Consider the following 24,432-nt stretch of genomic DNA (forward strand, 5'->3'; position numbering starts at 1 on the left):
CGCTGCAGGTCGAGGTTTCGTGGCTTCTTTAAATTCTTCAGCATAAGCGAGTTTCGAAAGATATCTAATAAGCTATTATAGGCAGGATCAGATTTTAATATGAATTGTCATCCCAACATAGGCTGATATCTAAAAAAATAGCCTAGAAGGATGTGTTAAATATCATAACCCCCTGTTTACACAGGGGTGAGATAGCATGGCGAGTAAGCTGCACCGAAGCAAGGGATGATATTTAGTCTCTTAATTATCTTGAATAGAGTTCAACTACTAAATGTACTTCTGGTTCAAATGGGTACGGAACATCAGAAATTACTGGGATTTTGACAAACTGACCCGACAATGAATTGGAATCAAAAGTTAAATAGCTTGGTACAATGTTTCCTTGTTTGCTAGCTGTCTCGAGTATTACAGGGATTTGTTTTGCTGATTCCTTTAGCTCGATGACATCTCCTTCTTTTAGTCTTATACTTGGGATATTAACCTTTTTACCATTCACTTTAATGTGACCATGGGTAACAAATTGTCTTGCAGCAAAAATCGTTGGTGCAATATTCATTCTGTATATAACAGCGTCAAGCCTTCTTTCCAATAGGGCTATAAAATTTTCACCCGTATTGCCTTTCATTTTTTGTGCGAGAGTAAAAGTATTTCTAAATTGCTTCTCGTTAATTCTACCATAATGGCATTTAAGTTTTTGTTTAGCCTTCAAATGTAGACCATAATCAGAAGTTTTAACCATACTATTCTGACCATGTTGACCAGGACGATAATTTCTTGTATTGAAGGCATCTTTACTATCGCCCCACAGGCTTACACCAAGTCTTCTGCTAGCCTTATATTTAGAATTAATAATTTTTGTCACGCTCTATGTCTCATAATTTTGATATCATACTGACGTCATTATGACGTTAATTTAAGTATACTCTTCTGCTTTGGAAATATCATGGATTCGCATGCTCACGTACTATATGTACGTTCCGCTTGCTCACCATTCATTTTCAAATCCAATTCTTCAAATCATTTGAGTATATATATTTTAACAATTAAAGTCAATTCCTCATTTTTTGAAATTATGAGTGTATGCGAATTCCTCAACATAAGCAAATTATGCAAGAGGTCTATTCTAATTCCTTGATTTTATCGGATGATTCGAGCAACTGGGCATCAATAATTTCAGATTTTGATGAAACAAGCTGATAACGCTCTATAGGATGCTGGATTGTTTTGTTACCAATATCTATGCCTAATTTTTGAATATTCCTAGCCTTAGATAAAAAATGTCGATTAAAAGAAGCGGCAAATTTATCATAATTATTGACTATATGCTGAATATTATTGCCAAGTTTCTGCGAATGCTCCGCTAACGAAGCAATAGAGGTCAATAATTTTCTTACCTCTTCTATAATTAATTTGTGATTTTCTGACCGTCTATAATCTGAAATTTGGAATTTAGCAAATGATAGCATATTCATAAGTCCTACTGGACCAACTGGGAAAATATTGCTTTCCCAGGCCTTGTATAAAAAATTATTATCTGCAATCAGAATTTTTTCAATTGCCTGTTCAGTAGGGACAAACATCAAAGTAACTATATTACCAAAATGTTCCTTTTTATCTTGGAAACTAGCTAAAACATTTTCCGCGTAATCTTTACTATTTAAGGACTTTAAATGATTATTCATGGTTTTACTAAGATTAGAACTATCTTGCCCTAAATCTACTAAAAACTTTGAAGCTTTTGCATCTATAACCATTAAGTTACCAGAAGGTAAGAAAACTAGGGCATCTGGTCTCAGTTTTAAATTATCGGTAGTTGTCACAGAATATTGTATGATAAAGTCTAAATTAGAACGTAGACCTGATGATTTTAGAATGTTCTCAAGAGTAATTTCAGCAAGTAATCCAGCTCCAGATGGAGAAAGAAGGGATTGTTTAATAATGTCTACTGTTCCTTTAGATTGTTCGATATCCCTACTTAATGACCCAACCATGTTTATTAAACGTTCAAACTCGTTATTAAATTTGCTTGTTGCCCCCGAAATATTTTTTTCTGATAATTCTCTTGCTTCTTGATTTTCCCGTCTATGAATTTCAATTAATTGTTTAGACAATTCATTACCAAGATCAAATAAAGCATTTTTTGCCGATACATATGACTCCTGCCTTGCTTTATCTGCTTCAGCTATCAATTGATTCTGATAGTCTACTTTACTAGATAATTGCTCAATTTTTTGGATATAAGAAATTTTTTCTTGCTGCAAAATTTGATTCTGCTTACTTGTTTCTAAATAGTTATTTGATAGAAAGCCTAATTCTGCATTTAATTTGGTTGTCTTATGATAAAACCAAGCAAATAAACCAAATAAAACAACAAGTCCGGTAGTAAGCAATAATGGAATATAACTCATTGATAAGTTTACTCTTTAGTTAGTAATTTTGGAATTACCCGGTCTTCTAAAGGACCAGTTGGCATAGCTGGCTTTAATAATTTCGGAGTTAAAATGAATTTAGTCTTTTGTTCAATAGGTGAAAGAGTAACAAAATAACTATGCGGTTGCTGAATTATCCCGTATTTATCCCATTCTGGGTATTGCCTATCTAGGTTACCTTTAAATTCATGAGGACCATAAACTTCAATCTCACCAAATTTATATTTCTTCAGTGGAAATACTTCGTCAATATAAAAGAAATCATTAGGAAATCTACGTAACGTTCTGAAATTAGCATATATAAACATGTTGTCTTTTGGACGGAAAATAAAAATATCTATACATACCTTGTTGCATATAGTGTAAAAATCTTGATGGTAAGTTTTATAACCTAACTTGACAAAATCTGTTAGTATATCTTGTAACCTTATTTCATCAGCGTGCATTATAGCAATATCTAAGTCATCATCATAAGGTATAAGACCTTTATGCCTTGCTGTCCCAAGAAGTGTACCACTTGTAATCCAATATTGTATGTTATGTTTAGTCAATATTTCATGAGTATCTTTCATTAATTGGTATAAGCTTAGGGCTTTATTTTCACTAATTGTATATTTCTGTACTTGTTGGTCGGTAGGAGTTACATATCTCCATTGGTGATCATAAAACTCTACATAGCCTAGATACAAACCATAAGTAATTATAATTACTCCAGCTATTTTAAAGAAAAAGTTATTAGTTTTTTTATGATTTTTGTGCATATATATTCCCATGTTTATTTTAGTAGACTTTTTTAAAGCTATAAACTATAAGTTGCTTTAGTTAGATAATTATATAATTAATAATATATGAAAGTAAAACCAGTAATTATGGCTGGTGGTCTAGGAACTAGATTATGGCCATTATCACGACAGATGCAACCAAAACAATTTATAAAAATATTTAAGAATTTGAGTTTAATACAAAAAACCTTGATTACAAACAGAACTTTAGGCAAACCAACTTTAATAATTGCTAAGGAATATGAATTAATAGCAAAAGAGCAACTTAGAGAGCTAAATATAGAAGCAGACTTAATAATATAGAACCTATGCCTAAAAATACAGCTTCATGTGCAATTATATCAGCTATTCAAGCAAAGAATAACGGTTATGATACTGTTATTCTACTGCCTTCTGATCATTATATACATGATATTGATAAGTACCTAATTACTATTAATGAATCTTTGAATTATGTCGCAAAATTTGGTATTTGTACTATTGGGATTAAGCCTAGTTTTGCAAATACCGAATATGGTTATATTAAAATAAATAAGTTATTAGCAGATAGAACTTACAACACTCAACAATTTGTAGAAAAACCTACTCTTCAACAAGCACAAAATTATCTAGCAAATGGCAAATATTTTTGGAATTCAGGAATTTTTATTTTTAATATAGATTTTATTTTAGAGCAGGCTAAATTATGGCAAAAAGAACTCTTTAAACATGCGTATGATGCATATTATTTTGCAACCAAAGATCATAATAATATAACACTTGCTTTAGAACCATACCTATATATTACCCCCATTTCTTTAGACTATGCTATAATCGAAAATATTAGTCAAATGATTATGATAGAAGCCAATTTTAGTTGGAATGATATTGGCAATTGGCATTCTTTATGGCAAATACAAAAAGAAGATATAACGAATAATTACTGCGAAGGCGATGTTATAAACATTGATAGTACAAATTCATATATTAGTTCTAATAATAAGCTTACTGCTGTAATAGGAGTTGATAATATAATAATTATTAATACTGAGGATGCTTTATTGATCGTAAATAAATCAAGAGTTGAGAAAATAAAGCAGCTTGTAATGGAAATGACAGAGATGGGACGAAAAGAAGTATTATGAACTTACGTGAGAGTATAAAAAACTATGTCAGCAATTTTCAAGAAGAATATAAATATAAAGAAAGGATGTTGGACTTTCTAGATAATTGTAAAAATCCATTTAGTAGGGAGACAAAAGAAGGACATTTTACCGCTTCAGGATTCTTGCTTAATTCTGATAAAACAAAGTTCTTACTGATGCATCATCGTAAGTTGGATAAATGGTTGCAACCAGGAGGACATTGTGATGGTAATAATAACATTTTGGCTGTAGCAATTAAAGAGGCACAGGAAGAATCTAGTATTTTAGAGATTGAACCGATTTCTAAACAGATTTATGATATAGATGTTCATCTAATTCCTAGTAATTCTATAGACCAAGAACATTATCATTATGATGTGAGATTTTTATTAAAAACCGTTTGCAACGACTATTTTGTAAAAAATTCTGAATCAAACGAATTACGATGGATAGAATTTGCTTCTAATTATCAAGAACTTGTGCTAGATAATTCAGTAGAAAGGATGATAAAAAAGTACACTCTTATGCTTTGAAGAATTGGCTTCGTAAATATATACTGCTATGATTTCAAGAGTTGGTAGACGATAGTATCCCAGCTTTCGCTGGGATGACATAATGGCGGTAGGGGCAACATCACCCCACAAATGTTGAAAGTTAAAAAATCGTCTATTAGCGAAGTGCTGTTGTAAGACTTAAACCGTCATTGCGAGCGAACGTACGTGAGCGTGGCAATCCATGAAGCTTGAGTGTGCCAAGAAACAATAACGTTATCGTAGTAAATGATTGAATGCTAAGTAATAGATGGTGGTAGGTCCACCGAGATCGGCTAGCACGAGCAGATCTCAAACGACCCCACGGGGGGTGCTGTGTCTTTCAAGGAGATGGTGTTGAGCGGATGGGGAAAAGGCGATTAAATCGTCACGTAGGATTCAAGGAGACGAGCGTAAGCGAACCAATCGATGAGGTGTCGAAATAAATTTTAATACTGTCAAAACTAGAGATTCTGACTTATCTTTGGGATATAGACTAATCGGTAATGTGTGTTTTGGATTAGTGACAGTCGATATAGAGATGGCGTGAACTTGAATTAGGCTATTACTTAGAACTTGGGAATCATTCTCTTTTCTTCCAAGAGAGTGGGGCGGATAAAGTTATAGTAGTGTTGAAGGTTTGGAAACAAACTGGAGCGAAGGGCTTTACTTTTGGAGGTTATAGATGATCAAACAACCAATTAGGTAGGAAATGATAATTATATGACTAAACATTATGATGTAAGCAAGGATGAAGTGATGAACGTTTGGAAGAGCGTTTGGAAAGCAGTGTAAATTGTAATCAGGTTTTGCCCCCCTATTGTAATGAACTATTGCCCCCCTAACCACATTAAGAATTAGTTAATTTAGGCACTTTTTAATTTAAATTCTAATCGAATCTAAATTAAAATTTAGATAATATTGATATACAAAAAGTGATTGATAATCATCAGAATATCATGCTCATAGGTGGTTCTGGTTCTGCAAAAACTCATCTAGCAATTGGCTTAGCGTTCACTGCAATTGAAAGAAATTACAGGGTAAGATTTTATACTTTAAATGAATTAGCTAGCCAATTGCTTAATGCTAAAACGCATAATTATGAAAGCAAATTCATCGATTCAGTTAAGAGATTCCATCTGATTGTAGTAGATGAATTAGGTTATGTACCAATAAAAGTGGATGCTAGATTCCTGTTATTTGAGGTATTTGCTAAATTATATGAGCAGTCTTCGCTTATTATCACTACCCATTTGAGATTTGAAGAATGGGGTGATATATTTGGTAATGCTAAAGCAACAAAAGTAATGATCGATAGATTGACACATCATTGTCACATCATAGAAACTGGTAATAAAAGTTTTAGAGGAGGAAAAGATGTAAATTAGCAAAAAGTATAATTGAAAATCACTAATTGAGTGTAACTAAATATTATCTAAATTTTAATTTAGATTCGATTAGAATTTAAATTAAAAAGTGCCTAAATTAACTAATTTTTAATGTGGTTAGGGGGAGCAATAGTTCATTACAATAGGGGGGCAAAACCTGATTACAATTTACAGAAATATAATTAAGGAAAGAATAATGGATAACCCGAGTTGCCAATTAATTTATAAGAGCAGAGCTAGGTTTTATGAACATTTGAAGTTAATTTGTAACATTAAAACACTTAATAAAAACTATATTTTTTAGAAATATGTTTGTATTAAAAATGTTTTAGTATCGAGCCTCACATGAAACCAGCGTTAAATATAGCTTTTGCCAGTATAATTAATTGGCAACTCGGGTTGGATTCGAACCAACGACAGCATACAAACAACACTCACATATCAACCAAGATAAAAGGAGTAAAGATGAATTATATGAATCGATAGTTAACAACATCAGAGTAAAATATAACGGCAAATTATCCGACGTTGAAGCACATACGGCAACTAGGAATTTGATAGAATTTGTCAAAATCTTGCTTCATTTTAATCAGAGATAGAATAAGATAAAAATATTCAATTTTTTTAAAAAGATAATTGCTGTTAAAGCTATTCTTCTAGCTCGTGTCTCATCAAAAGAACAAGAAGAAGGCTACTCTATTGAAGCACAAAAATACCGATTACAAGAATATTGTATGCGTAAAGGTTTAGAAATTCTAAAAACCTTTGAATTCTCTGAATCATCAACAGTAGGTAATCGTAAAAAGTTTCAGGAAGCTATAGACTTTGCTAAAAAACAAAAAGAAGTTATAGCAGTAGTAGCAGATAAGGTAGATCGATTACAACGTAGTTATAAAGAAACTCCTCTACTAAATGACTTGATTGAAAGAGCAAAAATCGAACTACATTTGTACACAGAAAATTGTATAATACATAAATACTCTACGTCACAAGAAAAGATGATGTGGAATATTTTTGTATTAATGGCTCAAGCATTTGTTGATAGTCTTAGAGATAATGTCAACCGTAGTATAGACCAAAAATTACGTTTAGGGGAATGGATCAGTACTGCACCTATTGGTTACTTGCATATCAAAGGACACGGTACAGGACATAACAAAGGAAAAATAATCATTGATCCTAATCGTGGTCCTTTAATTAAAAAAATATTTGAAACATATGCTACAGGCAGTCATACTCTTCCTGAGATGCTGAAGAAAACCAAAGAATGGGGGCTGCGTAATTCTAGAGGTCATCAAGGTTATTTGTGTCATTCTCATCTTCATTCTATTATTACCAATCCATTTTATTACGGAGTAATGCGAGTACTAAAAACTAAAAAAGAATACCCGCATATTTATCCACCAATCATTAGTAAGGAGTTATTTGATGCTTGTCAAGCAGTACGCCTTGGTTGGAATAAAAAACCGTTTAAATATGGAGAAAAAGAGTATATATTTAGGGGGTTAATAAAATGTGCTGCTACTGACCGAATAGTCACTGCTGCTACTAAAAAGAAAACCTATATTAATGGTCAAACTGAAGAATGGACATATTTACGAACTTGGGATTCCACTAACTCTAATAAGATAATATACGTAAAAGAAGAAAAAGTATTAGAAGAAGTAGAAAAAGTCTTTGAATCTATGCATTTGAAACCACAGGTGTTAGCTAATGTGATATCACATATTAAAAGCGGTGCCAATGCGGAGCAAGAATATTATCAACAACGTATTAAGGAACTTAATTGTGAACATGCAAAGATTACGACACGTGTGGATAAATTGACTGATTTATTTTTAGATGGTGATATTGACAAAAATACTTACGAAGAAAAACATAAACAATTAATACAAAAACGTAAAGATATTATTAGAGAAATAGAGAATCATACAAATGCTGATGATAAATTTTCAGAACTCTTGATTAACTTAGTAGAACTGGCTTCTGGAGCGTTCGTAGCCTTCAAAGGTTCTACTATTGAGAGAAAACGTAAATTGATAAATTTAGTGTTTGGTAACCTAGAATTAAAAGACGGAAAGCTAGACTTTATGCTACGTCCACCGTTTGATATGTTCACAAAATGCACTAAAATCGGAGAATGGCGCACCCTAGAGGATTCGAACCTATGACCTACGGATTAGAAATCCGTTGCTCTATCCAGCTGAGCTAAGGGTGCGTATACTCAAATGATTTGGAGAATTGCGACAATAAATAAACAAGGGATGAGCGAACGCAAGCAGTACATAAAGTACGTGAGTACGCGAAATCCCTGCAAGTATTTGCAAAAGCCAATTCTTCAAAGCAGAAGAGTATATATACAAAGATGTTTGTTTTATATCAGCTAAGGTGATCTTTTTCAAGTGCAAAAAATAATAACTTTTCTTCTAATATAACTGGTTCTTGTATCTAATAGTCAACTTCATCGTTATTTTTGTTCTCGAGTTCTTACAAGAGGGGTGTTATCATAGTACCCTACATTTTTCTATAATCGTCATAGCAAGGCTCTTTAGATGCCGTGGCGATCCAAGTAAACAGCGAAGCTGTTTTTTTAGAGTAACGCTTCGCGTATCCTGGATTGCCGCGTCGCCGCTTTTTCGCGACTCCTCGCTAATAGACGATCAGCAGCCATTTTAATAGTGGTTATATAAAAAATGTAGGGTACTATGATATATCAGTTTAAACATTCTGACTTTATAATATGTGCTGCTACGCTTGAAGGAGAGCTAGGACTTTTAAAACCTAATTCTATTAAAATCTTTCTGCTTTCTTTCACTTGCTGTGCTGCTTTTTTCCTGTCAACTAATAGTGATGTAAGCTTATCTGCTATATTTGATTTAGTACAGTTAAACTGGATAAATTCTGGTAATATCTCTTTATTAGCAATAATATTAATCAAAGAAATATAAGGTATTTTTATTAGTAACTTTATTAATAAAAAGCTTAAGATATTTAATTTATAAGCAACAATCATTGGAGTATTACAAGCGGCAATTTCTAAGGTATTAGTGCCAGATTTTGCTAGAGCAAGGGTAGCTACAGCAAAAATCTTAAGTCTATCACTTGAGAAATGGTAGTTAAATGCTGCATCTGATAAAAATGGTTCAATTAAAGATTTATGACTAGACTCAGCCGTGACAAATATCACTTCAAGATTAGGGAATTTTTTTGCTAGTAGATTGATCGCCGGCGTGAATACCGGAGCATGTCTTGTTATTTCACCTTTGCGGCTACCACAAGTGACACATAACACTTCTGAATGAACAGGTATTTGTAATTCTTGCTTTAATAGCTCTTTATCTTTATCATCATAAAAATACTGCTCTAATATTGGATGACCAATATACCGACAATCTAGACCTACCTTCTGAAAGTATGGTGGCTCGAATGGCAGTAAAGCCAACAAATGATCATAAATTTTAGCGTATTTCATAGCCCGAGAAGGTTTGTATGCCCAAACAGAGGGTGCTACAATGTGAATAATCTTTAAATTGGGGCGGACTGCTCGAATCCTCTTTGCCACTCTATAAGTAAAGCCTGGCGAGTCTATGGTAATTAACAAATCTGGGGCATGCTGAATTATATCAGCAATAGTACGCTTGATTAGCTTAGTGATCTTAAAAATATGTGGTATAATTTCGACGAAACCCATAAGATTTATTTGACTAATCGGAAAAAGGCTATGCTCTAACCCCACTTCTTCCATCTTGCTTCCCCCTACACCAACGAACTCTAATTGTATCTCCTCCAGCTTATAGAGATCTTTTAGGCTTTGTATCAAATGACTCCCTATAAAATCTCCTGAAATTTCACCAGCAATTAGATAAATTTTAGCCATTTAACCTCTGCTTACTACATAGGCTTAAATTTTTGTCAATCACAGCAGAATGAATGCCAACACAATTAAGGATCGAATGAAATACATAGTCATGACTAATTTCAGTGCCTAAATGATTGGCTATAGAACTTACCAAATCAGGATGTCTTTTTTTAAATTCATCCGATATCCAAACTAGAAAAGGCACCGTGGTTTGTTCTGGGATCATAGGTCCACCGTGACCGTAATAACCATGTTCTCCCAAAGATTCTGCATGATCAGAAACATATATTAGGATAGCGTTACTATTTTTTAATAGATCTATTACATTATACAAAAAAAAATCTGTATATAAAATGGTGTTATCGTAATCATTAATCAACTCTTCAATATCACAACTGCTCTGATCTACCTTAGTAATGGAATTACACTTAGGAGTAAATTTTTGAAATTCTTTAGGATATCTAGCAGAATATTTCCAATGACTACCAGCTGTGTGGATAACTAAAACATTTTTAGTAGTAGAATTTACAATATTATTTTCAATATGAGGTAACATTTTTCCATCGTGATCAAGCCTCCTTAATAAAATAGAACCACCAGGTATCATAGTAAACCTAACTTCATCATAAATTGTAATTGGGTTTTTACTTCTTAAGTATCCTACTATATTCTGAGTGCCAATCCAATTAGTGTTAAAACCAAGCATGGTAAAAATTGACAAAAAACTCGTTTCTTCTGTACTTTTGTCTAAGCTACTCGCAGGATGGCGAGATAGAAGAGATGGAACAGAAAGATGTGTGTGATTGGAAGCAGACTGTGCTTTAAATGAAAAAAGATTTTCAACAGAACTTAAATATGGCGTAGTGTCCCTGTGATAACCATTAATACCAAAATGATCAAATCGTGCTGATTCTCCTATTACAAGTACCACTGTAATATTTTGATCCGATTGATCAATGAAAGAAAACTTCTTACTTATATCATCACGCATTGCACTTCTTTTGTTATTTAAAGATAAATATGTGTTATGTAAATATTGGATAGGAAAATAACCCCTTAGCAAATTAAACTGCGGCATAATAATATTATTAATGGTAATTAAAAGACAAATTGCCGCTAGTAATTTTGTAACAAATAGTTTACTATCTAAAATAGAGAAATGCTTCATCGTATAAATACAAGTAGCTATGCTAAAAATTAGCCAAACAATTAGCCTAATACTAACTATCTCATATACTTCATTGAAGTCAGTAGAGAAAAAGCTACCCATCATCTCTTTTGTAGGAGAAATTTTGAAAAGATATAGATAATAGCTGGCAATTGCTCCCGTTACAAATAAAAAGATTGCTCCTATTATAAAAACAAGTCGATGGATAGTTAAACCAAAAAAAATGATAAAGCAAGTAAAGCAAATATAAATAGAGTCCTTACTCAACTCCAATATTGCTTTAAAAAAAGTGAATTTGTAGTAGCTGAATTTATAAACAATAACTGCTGAATTAAAAAGTAGACAATAAATAAAAGAGAACACCAAAGATAGTTTGATTAGTTTACTATCTAAATGTTTTTGGATTAGTTTTAACATATAAATAACGTACTTTTGTATGATTGTAACTTAGGTATCATGATAACATCAACACTGCAAGAGTTTTTTCAACTTTTACAAGTTAATAGACCAATTATATCTGTTGATTATGGGACACGAAAAACAGGCATCGCTGTCTCAAATCAAGAACATACCATCGCTATGCCTATAAAAACTATATATGAGATAACAGAAGAAAATAAGATCAAATCAATATTAGACTTGATCACAACCTATTCTAGCTGTGGTGTTGTCGTAGGGCTGCCGATTAGTATGAATGGTCAGGCTAGTAATCAAACTGCGATTGTATTAAAATTTAGCAAAAAGCTTAGTTTAGCCATAAATCTTCCTATATATCTACAAGATGAAAGACTTACTTCCCTTGCTGCCAATAGTTTATTAAAATCGCTAGGAATCAAAAGACGAGAACGTAACCAAAAAGATGATTCAATCGCAGCAAGTATGATTTTAGAAACTACTTTAGATTCTATTAAGAAACTCCACAGAACCTAAGTGTATCCTAGTGTAATAAAAATACATAGACGTCATATACTGTTCGTAAATGAAGAGTTGATAGACGATAGAATCAAAATCATGATAGTAGCAGGAATTACCAAATCGAGGTGCTAGGCATACATATTAGTACGTGAGTATCGCTAGAATCTTGGATAATGACAACGCAATTCTTGATTTTCATCGAGTATATATGGGACACTGCAAGAACAAACTCAGATAGACTAAAACTCGTACCATAATTGGTTGCGGGGGTTGGATTTGAACCAACGACCTTCAGGTTATGAGCCTGACGAGCTACCAAACTGCTCCACCCCACGATAATGGAAGTACCTGTGAATTGATTCTTCTTGGTAATTTTATTGTCAAAACTTGCTTCCGTTCCTTACGTATATTTGCGTACTGCTTGCAGTATACTCTTCTACATTTTTCCTAAAAATTATTCAATTCGTAGACACTCCTATAATATACGCACGCACTTACCATGACGTCACCCTAAATTTATTTCAGAACCTAAACTACTTAGTTTTAACAAATCCTCTACCCCGCTTAGGATGACATCCACCTTGAGTAAAAAGCCTAGCTATACTTTTTTACCAAAACTAAGCCCAGCAAACTTCTTATTAAAGTCACTGATATTTTTATTAGATTGGTTAACAACATTTCCAGATTCTTTAGTCCATGCTGGATGTTTCCTATAATCAACATCCATCAAAATCTCTTCTGCATGACCACCGGAGTTTGTTTCAAAAACATCCTTACTAATAATAATTTTGAATTTTTTATATTTTGGGTGTATTCCAGTTTTCATAATGAAGCACCAACTTTTTTCTCAGCTATCTTTCTTTTAATTACCTTTGCTTTATCTGAGAGTACATCACATGATATTTTAAGCATATATGCATCAAAACCACCTACTTTCTCAACAGAACGCATACACTTGGCATTTACCGAAAGCTTATATTCTTGCTTCGTCAGATCACTTGCAAACCTCACCACCCTTAGGTTAGGTTCAAATCGTCTTCTAGTTTTTCTTTGTGAGTGTGATACTTTATTACCATATAAAACACCTACTCCACTAAGCTCACATCTACGAGACATCGTGATCTCCCTTCCCATAATTTATAACACAGGATTATACTATATAATAAGGTCTTATGTCAATATGTATATTAATATTATGTAAACTTTAATGTAAAAATCGTCAACACTTTTGAAGTAGCGAGAACATATCACGCATTGAATAAAGCCCGGCTGGTTTGTCAAATAACCAAATGGCAGCCTGAATTGCCCCATCAGCAAAGGATTCTTTACTTAATGCTTGATGTTTTATACTAAGCACTTGGTTATTACCTAAAAATAATACTTCATGTTCCCCATGTACCTGCCCTCCCCTAATAGAACTAATACCAATTTCATCAGGCTGTCTTTGACCTTTCTGACTACGATCAAATACTGCATATTCATCAAAATCTAAATTTCTAGCCTTAGCTACAGCCTTACCCAACATTATAGCTGTACCAGAAGGTGCGTCTTTCTTCATACGATGGTGACAATCTAGAATCTCTATATCGTAAGTATTATCTAGAATTTTTGCTGCCTTTTCTGCCAGTACTGTAAGTAAGTTCGCACCTAAACTCATATTAGCTGAATATAATATAGCCAAGCTTTTGGAAGCTGCGTTTAAGTGATCAAGCTGATATTGAGTTAGACCAGTAGTGCCAATCACTAATTTATTGTTGTAGCTAATAGCATAATCAAGTAATTTTTCTAATATTTCACTGCTAGAAAAGTCGATAATTACATCAGAATTCTGACAAAACTCAGCAAGATCATCTATGCTATTTTTTCTAGTAAATGTTGTAGAAAGTGTACAAGCATTAAATCCATTCATTCTTTGAATTATCATCTGCCCCATTTTACCAGTTGCACCACAAACACCTATACAAATAGTCATTTTAATCCTCTATATTGTCTTAAACAATGTACTAGTGGGTTTAAGTTACTGTTCACTATAGTATTTATCACCTCACCAACCAATATAACATGATCTCCTACTTCATATTGACTAAATTTGTTGCATTCAATATGGCAAACTGCTCCCTCAATCAAAGGACAATTAGTAGTACACCCTAAATTATACGAAATACCGCAAATTTATCAGTGTTAAACTTAGAAAAATGCCTAGAAATATCTTCTTGATCCTCAGCTAGAATACTAACAGCAAAATATTTACTACTAGTAAAAGCACTCATACTAAAAGCCTGTTTATCAAGACAAAACGATACCAAAGGTGGTAACAAGGAAACTGAGGTAAAGGAATCTGCAGTAAAACCAAATAGCTTATTATTGTATAAAGTAGTGATAATAGTAACACCTGTAGGCAAAGTGCTAAGAGCTTGTTTAAATCGTTCGGAATTCACTGTTGAAGCCATTTTTTAGTAATACGGCTAATTGTTCCATCTTCTGTCAATTCAGCAATAGCTTTATTAACACTATCAATAAGTTTAGAATTTTTTGGCATAGCAATAGCTAGTTCAGATGAAAACTCTGTTAAACCGAAGCTAGCAAGATCAGGATTATTCTCAATAAATTTCTTAGATTGGGATGCCTCTAGTACCACCGCATCTATAACTTTTGACTTTAACTCTTCGACTAGCATTAAATTATTTGATAAATAATTTATTCTAATATTAAACTGCTTAGCTAAATCCTGAACTATTACCGCCCATGTTGTACCAAGTTGTACACCCACAGCTTTATTATCCAAATCTCCAGTATTCTTTAAATTATCTGCTGATCTATACAATATTGACACATTTGTTGATATATAAGGAACTGAAAAGCTAATATGTTTTTTACGCTCTTCGGTTACCGATAACCCAGCTATCACTATATCAACATTTTCAGTAGTCAAAGATGCAAGTAAACCATTAAAATCAAAATTTTTAATTATAACTTTTTTCTCTATTTGTTCTCCTATAGCATTAATAATATCAATATCAAATCCTACTATTTGGCCATTTTGGATAAATTCGTAAGGGGGGTTATCTGCAGAAGTTGCAACTATTAAATTTTGTTCTTTAGATTGATTATCACAACCAATCATTAAAAAGGAACAACATATAACAAGGAAGAATAGCTTTATTAGTTTCATAAAAATCAAATAACTGTTTTAATTAATCTGAGTTACCCGAATTTGGGATAAGAATTGACTAATTCTTATCCCAAATTCGCGTGAGTTCGATGTAATAATTATCCTTCTATACTGGGTATAATGCCTACGCGGGAATGACATCGAGGGAATTAGAATCGAACTCATGTTAATTGATTATCGCACTTCTTATAAGTATATACAATAGACTTTTTTAAAATTTGCCCTTTACATCCTATTATAATTGTTGTAGTATAAAATTGCTGCTTTTGTAGCTATAGTAATAAACGTGATTTAGAATAGAGGTTGCGGACTCGGGGGCGGTACCCGACGCTTCCACCAAATTAAGTTGTGATAGAAGGATACTACAGGTTTTATCCATAAGCTTTCATGGGGGCGAAATAGGATCGACGTGCTTAATAAAAAAATTATCTTTACTCGGTATAATTCCGCCGGACCTTGTGTCGTTGGGTTAAAAAAAAGAAACGCAAATGATAATGAACGTTTCGTAGGAACTGCAGCACTAGCTGCCTAGTCCTACGCGGTTGGGGGCTTAACCGGGCAACAGAAAAAGCCCCGCTAGAATTTTATCTTGCATAACTAGAGATATACAAAACCTCATATGAATAAGGCTTGAATAAGACTATTTAAATTTTGTTCAGCCTATAGCTAACCTGAAAAGGTTTTAGTTATAATGTGACCTAGCTATAAGCTATGTCATTCCCGTTTTTAGCTAGGAATGACATCAGGGTTGTTACTATATGGATCAAACATTTTCGGATTAGCTATATCTAGTTTTGTGTTATTTTCTTTGTTTAGTTTATAACTATGAAGACCCCATATCAACAATTTCTTAACGAATGTATGTTGGAATTTGTAAAAAAGATTCTTTCAAAAATTCGTACCGATAAGTTGCAGCTGAATCAACTCTTGTATATTTCTTACAAAACTGATAATCCTGCCGTAGTTTTATCTTCTAGGATAAAAGAAAGTTATCCCAAAGAAATAACTATAGTAATACAATATCAATTTGAAGATTTAACTGTAGGACTCAATGGCTTTTCTGTAACAATTAGTTTTGATGGTATCAAAGAAACTATCTATGTACCATTTGATTCGCTTATCAGCTTTGTTGATCCTAATAATGGTTACAGCCTAAAGTTTAAGCTAGAAACAATCAAATCTAATGAATTGCCTAACGAGAAGAAAAGAGAAACAATTAAGGTGTCTAGCGATTCTAAAAGTAAATCTAATTCAGCAGATAATATAATAGTTTTGGACAAATTTCGGAAACCCAGTAAACCCGTATAACGCGAATTTGAGATAAGAATTTGTCAATTCTTATCCCAAATCGGTGAAATTATAGAAACAATCAGATTCGAGACGGCTCTGCATCTGATTGTTAAGTTTATAAGATAGCTTTTTGCATAATATCATTAAGTCTTTTTGCAAATCCACCAGTATCATTGACTGGCTCACCTTCTAAAATACAGGCTTGGTCATACATTAATCTAACCAATTCTTCATTAGCATAGTCCTTATTATTTGAGATTACATCAGCGTTAATTTTCTCAATAATTTTATGCTTAGGGTTTAGCTCAAATATTTTAGCAGATGCTGCTATTAATTGTTTTTGCTCAATTAAGAATCTTTCCATACGAATATCCATAGCTCCGTCTCCAACGGCGAGGCAAGCTGGACTTGAAGTAAGTTTTTTAGAAATCCTTACATCTTTTACTAAATCACCTAATATTTCTTTAAAATATTCCGTTAATTTTATATATTCATCATTTTCGTTTTTTACATCTTCTATTTTCTGCTCAGATTTCTCTAAATCAATATCACTTCTAGTAACTGATTTTATGGCATAACCTTTGTAGCTACTATTGACATTAACCCAAAAATCATCAACTGTATCAGTAAACAGCAGTACATCGATATTTTTGCTTAAAAATCCTTCTATTTGGGGGCTAGAGAGTAATTTTGCTGGATCATCACCGCTAAGATAATATATAGTATCCTGTCCTTCTTTAAAGTTACTAATATAGTCATCAAGGCTAATCATCTTACTTAAAAGGCTACTTTTAAATATACATGTCTCAAGTAATTTATCATGATCACTAGTTGCCTCACATAATCCTTCTTTTAAAGCAGCCCCAAAATTGGACCAGAAATTGCTATATTCCTCTATAGACTCGTCTTTTTTCTTTTTGAGTTCACCCAAGACTTTTTTGGTTATTGCAGCTTTAATCTTCTCTAAAGTACTATTATGCTGCAAAGATTCGCGGCTAATATTAAGAGGTAAATCCTCTGAGTCTACTACCCCTCTTAGAAACCTTAGGTAAGAAGGTATTAAATCTACATTCTCATCAGAAATGAAAACTCTCTTAATGTATAATTTTACTCTTCTCTTACGGTCAGGGTGGAATAAATCAAAAGTCTTGGTTGACGGAATAAATAACAAATTAGTAAATTCAACTGTACCCTCATTTTTATTATGAATAATTAACCAAGGATCATCAAGCGAATAAGACAGAGTTTTATAAAATTCTTTATATTGTTCAAAAGTCAAATCAGACTTAGGTCTTGTCCACAATGCTGAAGCTGAATTAAGTTGTATTTCATTAGCAGTTGACTCATCAATAAAATATATAGGTATGGCTATATGATCAGAATAACTTTTAACTATATGCTTCAATCTAAAATGATCAATATAACTATCTTCTTCTAGCTTAACGTGAATAACTACCTCAGTTCCCCTGGTAAAATCATGAGCAAAATCATCAACAATATATTCCCCAAGACCATCTGATTGCCAGACATAGGCTTTCTCTTCTCCTGCTTTTCGTGAGGTAACAGTGATGCTATCAGCAACCATAAAAGCTGAATAAAATCCAACACCAAACTGTCCTATTAACATACTATCTTTTTTAGCATCTCCAGACAGGTTGTTTAAGAAATTTCCTGTACCAGACTTTGCAATAGTTCCTAGATTATCGATCAAATCTTCTCGATTCATACCAATACCATTATCTCTAATAATAATCTGCCTTTTATCTTTATCAATTCTGACGGTAATTTTAAAGTGAGGATCATCTGCAATAAGCTTTGCATCACTTTGTGATAAATATCTTAATTTATCACAAGCATCCGAAGCGTTAGATATTAACTCACGCATAAAAATCTCTTTATTAGTATAAAGAGAATGGATCATTAAATTTAAAATCTTACCAACTTCAGCGTCAAACTTCTTTTTTTCTTGGGTCATAGTTAAGTCCTATAATACTATTTAATGTTATGTATATAGTGTTTTAAATGTAAATTTAAATAGTCTGATTCAATATTTTTTATTGCTAATAATTTTAAACTACTAGTGTAACCTAATATTATCTCAAAATTATTTTTATTAATTTTCCATTTTTTAGATAGAAAATTGATAATAGAATTATTAGCCTTGCCATCCTCTGGCACTGATTTTATAAATAATTTTAGATAATATTTATCATTAATTATAATAAACTCGCCTATCTTATTTGTCTTTGCGTTAGCTTTAACCTTAAGAGCAATAATGGCTAATTTCTTATTGGGGTTATAGTTAAAAATCTTACTCATATATTGCATTATCAACTTATTTTATAGTCCCATTATATTATCTATTCTTTCCCAAGGAAAATCTTGATCTTCCCGTCCAAAATGCCCATATGATGCTGTTTTAAGATAAATTGGATTATATAAAGATAGTTTTTTTATAATACCGCCTGGGCTCAAATCAAAATTATTCTTTATTAATTCAATTATTGCTGATTCACTCATTTTGCTAGTCCCAAACGTTTCAACACTTATAGAAACTGGCTGGACAACTCCAATAGCATAAGAAATTTGAATCTCACAACGCTGTGCAACACCTGCTGCTACAATATTTTTTGCTAGATATCTTGCTGCATAAGATGCAGATCTATCGATTTTTGTTGGATCCTTACCAGAAAAACATCCGCCACCGTGGCGTGCTATTCCACCGTAAGTGTCAACTATTATTTTTCTTCCTGTAAGTCCACAGTCTCCCAAAGGCCCTCCAATTACGAACCTTCCTGTTGGGTTCACAAGATATTTAGTATTTTTATCAATCCATTCATCTGGTAACACAGGCTTAATGATTTCTTCAATTACTGCTTCTACTAAATCAGCATGAGAGATATTAGGGTGATGCTGCGTAGAAAGCACAACGGTGTCTATACCAACTGGTTTATTCTCAACATATTTAAAAGTGACTTGGCTTTTAGCATCTGGTCTTAACCAAGGTAAGATACCCTTTTTTCTGAGTTCAGCTTGTCTCATAACTAATTTATGAGCATAGATAATTGGTGCAGGCATAAATGTAGGAGTCTCATTCGTTGTGTACCCAAACACCAAACCTTGATCACCAGCACCTATTTCATGATCTTCACGATTATCTACACCTAATGCAATATCCGGAGATTGATTACTTATTGAAGTAATCACACTACAAGAGTCTGCGCCAAAACCTATATCAGAGCTAGTATAGCCTATCTCTCTTATAATATTGCGTACTATTTGATCAATGTTAACCCAAGCATCTGTTGTGATTTCTCCAGCTATAAATACTAGTCCAGTCTTTATAAGTGTTTCGCATGCTACCCGACTCTTTTTTGGATACTCCTTAAGAATTGCATCCAGTATAGAATCTGAAATTTGGTCAGCCATTTTATCTGGATGTCCCTCAGAGACAGACTCAGAAGTAAATAAATGATAATTTGTCATAATATTATTTCCTAAAGTTAGTATTGAACATTAAGATTGAATATTAAGGAGTTATAGAGTAAGTATTACAAATTGTGAAGTTTAAGTATATAATGGACTGGAAAATTTAGACAAAAAAGCAGGTGGTTAGCAGGTAGTTTTGCTTATGTTTATATTAACTGTTGATTATGACGTTTAGATTGCTTTGTTGTTTATCAACTCTTCATTTGCAAGGAGTATATATTTTTTATGAATTTGTTTATTACTATTTTAATTATGGAAGTTTTAGCTGGGGCTGAAGTGGATTTATTTGTCCCTAGTTTTCCAGATTTACAAGATACTTTTAATCTTTCTACTTTTAAGGTGGAATTTTTATTAGGAATAAATCTCATAGCCCACTGTGTTACTTCCTTGATAGTAGGAAATTTAGGAGATAGGTTTGGCAGAAGAGTAATTATTATTATAGGTCTTATAATATTTGTTGTTGGTAGTATCTTTTGTGTGTTTGGTCTTAATTATTACATGTTACTACTTGGTAGATTTCTGCAAGGAATTGGTATATCTGGGGTAGCCGTGTTGGGTTATGTAGTACTTGCTGATTTATATTCGGTTAAGCAACAACAAAAAATGATGGGGACTTTAAATGGTGTAGTTAGTTTAGCCATGGCTTTTGCACCGGTAATAGGAAGTTATGTAAATTTTTTGCTTAGTTGGCGAGGTAATTTTGCTATACTGTTAATATTTGGGATATTTTGTTTGATAATCGGTCTATTATTTATTCCCAAAGGGCAGGTAAATTATAATGTTGAAATATCTCTAAAAGAGTATGGCTTGGTCTTTAAATCGAGAAAAGCTATTTATTATATAATAACCTTATTAATGCTTTTTCAAGGTTATTGGATTTTTATTGGTATCTCTCCTATCTTGTATATGCGAGATATAGGAGTGTCTATTCAAGAATTTGGTTTTTATCAGGGAGCAATGGCTGCAGTATTTTCAGCTGTAAGCTTTAGCAGTGGTTATTTATTGAAGAATTTTGGACAAAAAAAATGTTTTTTCTTTAGTATTTTAGCACTTGTAGCTTTTATAATTGCCGCTATAGTTTTGGTGATATGCAAGACTAATGATCCATTAACCATAACCATAGTAACACAATTAGTGGCTATTGGTATGATATTCCCTTGTAATATTTTATGACCTTTGGCGATAGAGATTATACCAAATGCTAAAGGCAGGATTACTGCTGTATTGGTATCAGGAAGATTGATTGTTACCGCATTATGTTTGCAGTTGGTTAGTTATTTTTATCATGGTACTTTTAAGCCATTAGCAATTGTTATGTGTATCACTACAGTTATAGCATTGATTGGTTGTTATAAATTATTGCAAGTAGATAGAATATTTGATGAACCTAAATAAATGATAAAAGATAATTTTATTCTAAAAGTAGCAGTTCGATATTTTAGAGCTAAGAAGAATGAGCGATTTGTTTCTATTATTGCTGGTGTTTCTTTGATGGGTGTAACTATCGGTGTTGCTGCATTGATAGTGGTTATGTCCGTTATGAACGGTTTTCATTATGAACTGACTAAAAACATTATTGGTCTTAATGGTGACATTAGCATAACACCAGTATCACGTTCTATCGCAAATTATGATGAAATTAACAAAAAATTAATTAGTCAGAATTATATAAAACATATTTCTCCAAGCATTGTCGGTCAAGCTCTTGCACTAGGTAAAAGAATGAATAGTGGTGCTATAATTAAAGGTATAGATTTAACTGAACTCAAATATAAAAATCAAATTTTACAGAATGTTAATACTGGAGATTTTACCGATTTTTTTGGTACAGATGTGGTAGCAGTTGGTAATGAACTTGCTAGTAACCTAGGAGTTCAAGCGGGTACAAAAATAAAATTAATTTCTCCCAATTCAATTTCTACTGCTTTTGGTAGTATGCCTAGATCTAAAGAATTCAGGGTTGTGGCTACTTTCACTAGCGGTATGTATGATTATGATTCAGCAACTATTTTAATGCCACTTATTGCTGCCCAAAATTTTCTGTCTTTCAAGGAAGTTATTAATCTAATCGAAGTAATAACGATAGAACCGAGTAACGCGGGAATTTATGCTTGGGAGATACAAAATCTTTTAGGATCAAAATTACGAGTGACAAGTTGGCAGAAATCACATTTACAGTTTCTAAATGCTTTAGCTGTTGAAAGGATAGCAATGTTTACTATTCTCTCTTTGATTATTATGGTAGCAGCCTTTAACATCGTGTCTAGCTTATTTATGTTAGTTAAAGACAAGACTTCGGATATTGCAGTGCTTCGTACTATTGGTGCAAGTACTAGGCAGATTATGCTTATTTTTATTTGTAATGGCATGTTTATAGGTTTGCTCGGTACGATTTTAGGTATCATATTGGGTACAAGCTTTGCTTATAATATCCAGTCTATTAGAAATATCTTGGAGAAAGTAACCGGTACTAAAATTTTTGAAGCAGCGATTTATTTTTTATACACTCTACCGTCAGAGGTAAGATTAGAAGATGTTATATTAGTATCAACTATCTCTATAGTTTTATGTTTTTGTGCAACAATTTATCCTTCATATAAAGCTGCTAAGTTAAATCCTGTGGATGCCTTGCGTTATGAATAAAGCTGTATTAATGTTAAAAAATATTTCTAAAAAATATAAGCAGGGAAAATCTATTATTGAAGTATTAAGTAATGTTAACTTAACTGTAATGCAAGGAGAACTAGTTGCCATAATAGGCTCTTCTGGTAGTGGTAAATCAACTTTACTGCATATAGCTGGTCTACTTGATACCCCAAATAATGGAGAGGTGCAGATAGAGTCAACAAACTATTGCCAAAATCATGCTCATATAATAAGACTGCGTAATATAGGTTTTGTCTATCAACAACATCATTTACTCAAAGATTTTACTGCCTTAGAGAATGTAGCAATGCCAAAATTAATTGCTGGCGATAGTTATAAATTAACTCTTAAGAAGGCAGAAGAGCTATTAGCAGAGTTAGGACTAGCCAATAAAATACATAATATGCCGGGTGAGCTATCTGGTGGAGAGCAACAAAGAGTAGCTATCGCTCGTAGCTTAATTAATAATCCTAAAATTATTTTAGCTGATGAACCTACTGGTAATCTAGATCCTAATACTGCTAATGAGGTTTTTAACTTATTACTTAAAACCGCCAAACAACAACATACCTCTATTATTGTGGTAACTCATAATCATGAAATGGCACATAAGATGCATAGAGTGTATGAATTGCAGTATGGAGAGCTGAAATAGGCGGTAAATAAATTCATGAATCAACTAGTAGATTTTTATAGGTATAAAATTACCATTGAATATTTAGGAACTGCTTTTGTTGGTTGGCAAAGGCAGTGTAATGCTATATCTATTCAACAAATACTGGAAGATGGTATATACAAATTTACTGGTGAAAAAGTAGTGGTTCATGGAGCTGGCAGGACTGATGCAGGGGTTCATGCTTTAGGGCAAGTAGCACATTTCGATTTAGTGAAATATATGCAGCCCTATAAAGTTATACAGGCTATTAACTATTTTGTAAGATCTTATCATATAGGGGTAGTTGATTGTATTCTAGTCGGCGGAGATTTTCATGCAAGATTTTCTGCTGTAGAACGTCATTATGTATATAGAATTATTAATAGACCTAGTCAAGTGATAATAGATTTAAATCGTGCTTGGTGGATAAAACAACCTCTTGATGTTGAAGCAATGAAATATGGAGCTTTCTATCTCATAGGAAATCATGATTTTAGCTCATTTAGAGATAAATATTGCCAAGCAAAGTCACCTATAAAAACCTTATCTAAGTTAGTTATTACACAAAAAAACAACGATATAAAAATATATGTTTCTGCTCGATCTTTTTTACATCATATGGTTCGAAATATTGTTGGTAGTTTAGTATTAGTTGGACGCAATATATGGCAGGAAGGTGATATACAAAAAGCTTTGGATGCTAAAAAAAGAGAGGCAGCAGGTATAAAAGCTCCAGCATGTGGGTTGTATTTTCTTAGAGTTGACTATTAACTCATGTATGGAGCTTCTGCGTACTAAACTCGCAATCAGGCTCTTTCGGCACTATTGCCTCGACGGTCTCTAGGTTGCTAACACTTTTTATACCATTTGTCATTTTTTTTGTACCTAAAAATTTATTTTTGGTGGGTAACTTGTAATGACGGTTTTTTAACTTTCAACAGTTGTGGACATCACCCCTAATGGCGATGATTACTTGAGGTTACTA

23 protein-coding genes, 2 tRNA genes, 1 other RNA gene and 2 pseudogenes are annotated in these 24,432 nt (G+C 32.8%); 12 read left to right on the plus strand and 16 right to left on the minus strand.

The window, feature by feature from the left end:
* Positions 1-244: 244 nt before the first annotated feature.
* The 3 genes from rpsD to AAGD19_RS03050 all read right to left on the minus strand — a co-directional run bounded on the left by rpsD (position 245) and on the right by AAGD19_RS03050 (position 3,190).
* A complete protein-coding gene (rpsD, locus tag AAGD19_RS03040; protein WP_341748285.1) occupies positions 245-862 on the minus strand; it encodes a 30S ribosomal protein S4 in 618 nt (205 codons plus the stop codon).
* A 256-nt stretch (positions 863-1,118) separates the two neighbouring features.
* On the minus strand, positions 1,119-2,408 hold the full coding sequence (locus tag AAGD19_RS03045) for a DNA recombination protein RmuC (RefSeq protein ID WP_341748286.1): 1,290 nt from the start codon (positions 2,406-2,408) through the stop codon (positions 1,119-1,121).
* An 8-nt stretch (positions 2,409-2,416) separates the two neighbouring features.
* Positions 2,417-3,190 (minus strand): LicD family protein, encoded by a 774-nt coding sequence (locus tag AAGD19_RS03050; protein WP_341748287.1) that lies wholly within the window; start codon positions 3,188-3,190, stop codon positions 2,417-2,419.
* Positions 3,191-3,277: 87 nt separating this feature from the next.
* Here AAGD19_RS03050 and AAGD19_RS03055 point away from each other — a divergent pair, with 87 nt between their 5' ends.
* The 4 genes from AAGD19_RS03055 to AAGD19_RS03070 all read left to right on the plus strand — a co-directional run bounded on the left by AAGD19_RS03055 (position 3,278) and on the right by AAGD19_RS03070 (position 6,253).
* Complete coding sequence (locus AAGD19_RS03055) at positions 3,278-3,514, plus strand: sugar phosphate nucleotidyltransferase (protein ID WP_341748288.1); 237 nt, start codon at positions 3,278-3,280, stop codon at positions 3,512-3,514.
* 5 nt (positions 3,515-3,519) lie between these two features.
* Positions 3,520-4,335 carry a mannose-1-phosphate guanylyltransferase gene (locus AAGD19_RS03060; RefSeq protein ID WP_341748289.1) on the plus strand — a complete coding sequence of 272 codons (816 nt, stop codon included), beginning with the start codon at positions 3,520-3,522 and terminating at the stop codon, positions 4,333-4,335.
* Positions 4,332-4,868, plus strand: a complete 537-nt coding sequence (locus AAGD19_RS03065) for an NUDIX hydrolase (RefSeq protein ID WP_341748290.1) — start codon at positions 4,332-4,334, stop codon at positions 4,866-4,868. Before AAGD19_RS03060 ends, AAGD19_RS03065 begins: the two co-directional genes overlap by 4 nt.
* A gap of 932 nt (positions 4,869-5,800) precedes the next feature.
* Positions 5,801-6,253: an ATP-binding protein gene (locus AAGD19_RS03070; protein WP_341747698.1), complete on the plus strand. Its 453-nt coding sequence runs from the start codon at positions 5,801-5,803 to the stop codon at positions 6,251-6,253.
* Positions 6,254-6,635: 382 nt separating this feature from the next.
* Here the strand turns inward: AAGD19_RS03070 and AAGD19_RS03075 are convergent, their stop codons facing one another.
* Entirely contained in the window at positions 6,636-6,824 is a 189-nt protein-coding gene (locus tag AAGD19_RS03075; RefSeq protein ID WP_341748291.1) for a hypothetical protein, read from the minus strand.
* Positions 6,825-6,903: 79 nt separating this feature from the next.
* Between AAGD19_RS03075 and AAGD19_RS03080 the strand changes: the two genes are divergently transcribed.
* Entirely contained in the window at positions 6,904-8,424 is a 1,521-nt protein-coding gene (locus AAGD19_RS03080; RefSeq protein WP_341748435.1) for a recombinase family protein, read from the plus strand.
* Here AAGD19_RS03080 and AAGD19_RS03085 read toward each other — a convergent pair.
* The 3 genes from AAGD19_RS03085 to AAGD19_RS03095 all read right to left on the minus strand — a co-directional run bounded on the left by AAGD19_RS03085 (position 8,395) and on the right by AAGD19_RS03095 (position 11,697).
* A tRNA-Arg gene (locus AAGD19_RS03085) sits at positions 8,395-8,471 on the minus strand. The two genes, AAGD19_RS03080 and AAGD19_RS03085, sit on opposite strands and share 30 nt — an antisense overlap.
* Before the next feature lie 495 nt (positions 8,472-8,966).
* Positions 8,967-10,130, minus strand: a complete 1,164-nt coding sequence (gene lpxB / locus AAGD19_RS03090; RefSeq protein WP_341748292.1) for a lipid-A-disaccharide synthase — start codon at positions 10,128-10,130, stop codon at positions 8,967-8,969.
* On the minus strand, positions 10,123-11,697 hold the full coding sequence (locus AAGD19_RS03095; protein ID WP_341748293.1) for a phosphoethanolamine transferase: 1,575 nt from the start codon (positions 11,695-11,697) through the stop codon (positions 10,123-10,125). The genes lpxB and AAGD19_RS03095 overlap by 8 nt, the downstream gene beginning before the upstream one ends.
* Before the next feature lie 39 nt (positions 11,698-11,736).
* On the opposite strand from AAGD19_RS03095, the gene ruvX reads away from it, so the two are divergent.
* Positions 11,737-12,210: a Holliday junction resolvase RuvX gene (gene ruvX / locus AAGD19_RS03100; protein ID WP_341748294.1), complete on the plus strand. Its 474-nt coding sequence runs from the start codon at positions 11,737-11,739 to the stop codon at positions 12,208-12,210.
* Positions 12,211-12,453: 243 nt separating this feature from the next.
* On the opposite strand, the gene AAGD19_RS03105 is transcribed toward ruvX, so the two are convergent.
* The 6 genes and pseudogenes from AAGD19_RS03105 to AAGD19_RS03130 all read right to left on the minus strand — a co-directional run bounded on the left by AAGD19_RS03105 (position 12,454) and on the right by AAGD19_RS03130 (position 15,367).
* Positions 12,454-12,530, minus strand: a tRNA-Met gene (locus tag AAGD19_RS03105).
* Positions 12,531-12,793: 263 nt separating this feature from the next.
* On the minus strand, positions 12,794-13,021 hold the full coding sequence (gene rpmE, locus AAGD19_RS03110; RefSeq protein ID WP_341748295.1) for a 50S ribosomal protein L31: 228 nt from the start codon (positions 13,019-13,021) through the stop codon (positions 12,794-12,796).
* Complete coding sequence (gene rpmB, locus AAGD19_RS03115) at positions 13,018-13,311, minus strand: 50S ribosomal protein L28 (RefSeq protein WP_341748296.1); 294 nt, start codon at positions 13,309-13,311, stop codon at positions 13,018-13,020. The genes rpmE and rpmB overlap by 4 nt, the downstream gene beginning before the upstream one ends.
* A 103-nt stretch (positions 13,312-13,414) precedes the next feature.
* Positions 13,415-14,167 carry a 4-hydroxy-tetrahydrodipicolinate reductase gene (gene dapB, locus AAGD19_RS03120; RefSeq protein WP_341748297.1) on the minus strand — a complete coding sequence of 251 codons (753 nt, stop codon included), beginning with the start codon at positions 14,165-14,167 and terminating at the stop codon, positions 13,415-13,417.
* Positions 14,164-14,645: pseudogene (locus AAGD19_RS03125) on the minus strand (flavin reductase family protein). Before AAGD19_RS03125 ends, dapB begins: the two are co-directional and overlap by 4 nt.
* Positions 14,630-15,367 carry a transporter substrate-binding domain-containing protein gene (locus tag AAGD19_RS03130; protein WP_341748298.1) on the minus strand — a complete coding sequence of 246 codons (738 nt, stop codon included), beginning with the start codon at positions 15,365-15,367 and terminating at the stop codon, positions 14,630-14,632. Before AAGD19_RS03130 ends, AAGD19_RS03125 begins: the two are co-directional and overlap by 16 nt.
* A 220-nt stretch (positions 15,368-15,587) precedes the next feature.
* Here AAGD19_RS03130 and ssrA point away from each other — a divergent pair.
* Positions 15,588-15,945: a transfer-messenger RNA gene (gene ssrA / locus AAGD19_RS03135) on the plus strand.
* Between the two features lie 247 nt (positions 15,946-16,192).
* Positions 16,193-16,675 (plus strand): ClpXP protease specificity-enhancing factor SspB, encoded by a 483-nt coding sequence (locus AAGD19_RS03140; RefSeq protein WP_341748299.1) that lies wholly within the window; start codon positions 16,193-16,195, stop codon positions 16,673-16,675.
* A 97-nt stretch (positions 16,676-16,772) separates the two neighbouring features.
* Here AAGD19_RS03140 and htpG read toward each other — a convergent pair whose 3' ends face one another.
* From htpG to metK, 3 genes are read right to left on the minus strand one after another with little or no spacing between them, the layout of a single operon-like run.
* Positions 16,773-18,632, minus strand: a complete 1,860-nt coding sequence (gene htpG, locus AAGD19_RS03145; protein WP_341748300.1) for a molecular chaperone HtpG — start codon at positions 18,630-18,632, stop codon at positions 16,773-16,775.
* A gap of 17 nt (positions 18,633-18,649) precedes the next feature.
* Positions 18,650-18,976: a DUF167 family protein gene (locus AAGD19_RS03150; RefSeq protein WP_341748436.1), complete on the minus strand. Its 327-nt coding sequence runs from the start codon at positions 18,974-18,976 to the stop codon at positions 18,650-18,652.
* Positions 18,977-18,997: 21 nt separating this feature from the next.
* A complete protein-coding gene (metK, locus tag AAGD19_RS03155) occupies positions 18,998-20,143 on the minus strand; it encodes a methionine adenosyltransferase (RefSeq protein ID WP_341748301.1) in 1,146 nt (381 codons plus the stop codon).
* Between the two features lie 228 nt (positions 20,144-20,371).
* Between metK and AAGD19_RS03160 the strand changes: the two are divergent.
* The 4 genes and pseudogenes from AAGD19_RS03160 (at position 20,372) to truA (ending at position 24,218) form a co-directional block, all read left to right on the plus strand.
* Positions 20,372-21,541: pseudogene (locus tag AAGD19_RS03160) on the plus strand (multidrug effflux MFS transporter).
* Positions 21,542-22,789: a lipoprotein-releasing ABC transporter permease subunit gene (locus AAGD19_RS03165; protein ID WP_341748302.1), complete on the plus strand. Its 1,248-nt coding sequence runs from the start codon at positions 21,542-21,544 to the stop codon at positions 22,787-22,789.
* Positions 22,782-23,447, plus strand: a complete 666-nt coding sequence (locus AAGD19_RS03170; protein ID WP_341748303.1) for an ABC transporter ATP-binding protein — start codon at positions 22,782-22,784, stop codon at positions 23,445-23,447. The genes AAGD19_RS03165 and AAGD19_RS03170 overlap by 8 nt, the downstream gene beginning before the upstream one ends.
* Before the next feature lie 15 nt (positions 23,448-23,462).
* Positions 23,463-24,218 (plus strand): tRNA pseudouridine(38-40) synthase TruA, encoded by a 756-nt coding sequence (gene truA / locus AAGD19_RS03175; RefSeq protein WP_341748304.1) that lies wholly within the window; start codon positions 23,463-23,465, stop codon positions 24,216-24,218.
* The last annotated feature ends 214 nt before the right edge of the window (positions 24,219-24,432 follow it).

Source organism: Candidatus Tisiphia endosymbiont of Dascillus cervinus (assembly GCF_964026405.1).
Classification (GTDB): domain Bacteria; phylum Pseudomonadota; class Alphaproteobacteria; order Rickettsiales; family Rickettsiaceae; genus Tisiphia.

Excerpts from the sequence above, each read along its gene's own strand:
- AAGD19_RS03045 (WP_341748286.1), bottom strand. The coding sequence starts at position 2,408 with ATGAGTTATATTCCATTATTGCTTACTACCGGACTTGTTGTTTTATTT.
- AAGD19_RS03050 (WP_341748287.1), bottom strand. The coding sequence starts at position 3,190 with ATGCACAAAAATCATAAAAAAACTAATAACTTTTTCTTTAAAATAGCT.
- AAGD19_RS03055 (WP_341748288.1), top strand. The coding sequence starts at position 3,278 with ATGAAAGTAAAACCAGTAATTATGGCTGGTGGTCTAGGAACTAGATTA.
- AAGD19_RS03060 (WP_341748289.1), top strand. The coding sequence starts at position 3,520 with ATGCCTAAAAATACAGCTTCATGTGCAATTATATCAGCTATTCAAGCA.
- AAGD19_RS03065 (WP_341748290.1), top strand. The coding sequence starts at position 4,332 with ATGAACTTACGTGAGAGTATAAAAAACTATGTCAGCAATTTTCAAGAA.
- lpxB (WP_341748292.1), bottom strand. The coding sequence starts at position 10,130 with ATGGCTAAAATTTATCTAATTGCTGGTGAAATTTCAGGAGATTTTATA.
- AAGD19_RS03095 (WP_341748293.1), bottom strand. The coding sequence starts at position 11,697 with ATGTTAAAACTAATCCAAAAACATTTAGATAGTAAACTAATCAAACTA.
- ruvX (WP_341748294.1), top strand. The coding sequence starts at position 11,737 with ATGATAACATCAACACTGCAAGAGTTTTTTCAACTTTTACAAGTTAAT.
- rpmE (WP_341748295.1), bottom strand. The coding sequence starts at position 13,021 with ATGAAAACTGGAATACACCCAAAATATAAAAAATTCAAAATTATTATT.
- rpmB (WP_341748296.1), bottom strand. The coding sequence starts at position 13,311 with ATGTCTCGTAGATGTGAGCTTAGTGGAGTAGGTGTTTTATATGGTAAT.
- dapB (WP_341748297.1), bottom strand. The coding sequence starts at position 14,167 with ATGACTATTTGTATAGGTGTTTGTGGTGCAACTGGTAAAATGGGGCAG.
- AAGD19_RS03130 (WP_341748298.1), bottom strand. The coding sequence starts at position 15,367 with ATGAAACTAATAAAGCTATTCTTCCTTGTTATATGTTGTTCCTTTTTA.
- AAGD19_RS03140 (WP_341748299.1), top strand. The coding sequence starts at position 16,193 with ATGAAGACCCCATATCAACAATTTCTTAACGAATGTATGTTGGAATTT.
- htpG (WP_341748300.1), bottom strand. The coding sequence starts at position 18,632 with ATGACCCAAGAAAAAAAGAAGTTTGACGCTGAAGTTGGTAAGATTTTA.
- AAGD19_RS03150 (WP_341748436.1), bottom strand. The coding sequence starts at position 18,976 with ATGAGTAAGATTTTTAACTATAACCCCAATAAGAAATTAGCCATTATT.
- metK (WP_341748301.1), bottom strand. The coding sequence starts at position 20,143 with ATGACAAATTATCATTTATTTACTTCTGAGTCTGTCTCTGAGGGACAT.
- AAGD19_RS03165 (WP_341748302.1), top strand. The coding sequence starts at position 21,542 with ATGATAAAAGATAATTTTATTCTAAAAGTAGCAGTTCGATATTTTAGA.
- AAGD19_RS03170 (WP_341748303.1), top strand. The coding sequence starts at position 22,782 with ATGAATAAAGCTGTATTAATGTTAAAAAATATTTCTAAAAAATATAAG.
- truA (WP_341748304.1), top strand. The coding sequence starts at position 23,463 with ATGAATCAACTAGTAGATTTTTATAGGTATAAAATTACCATTGAATAT.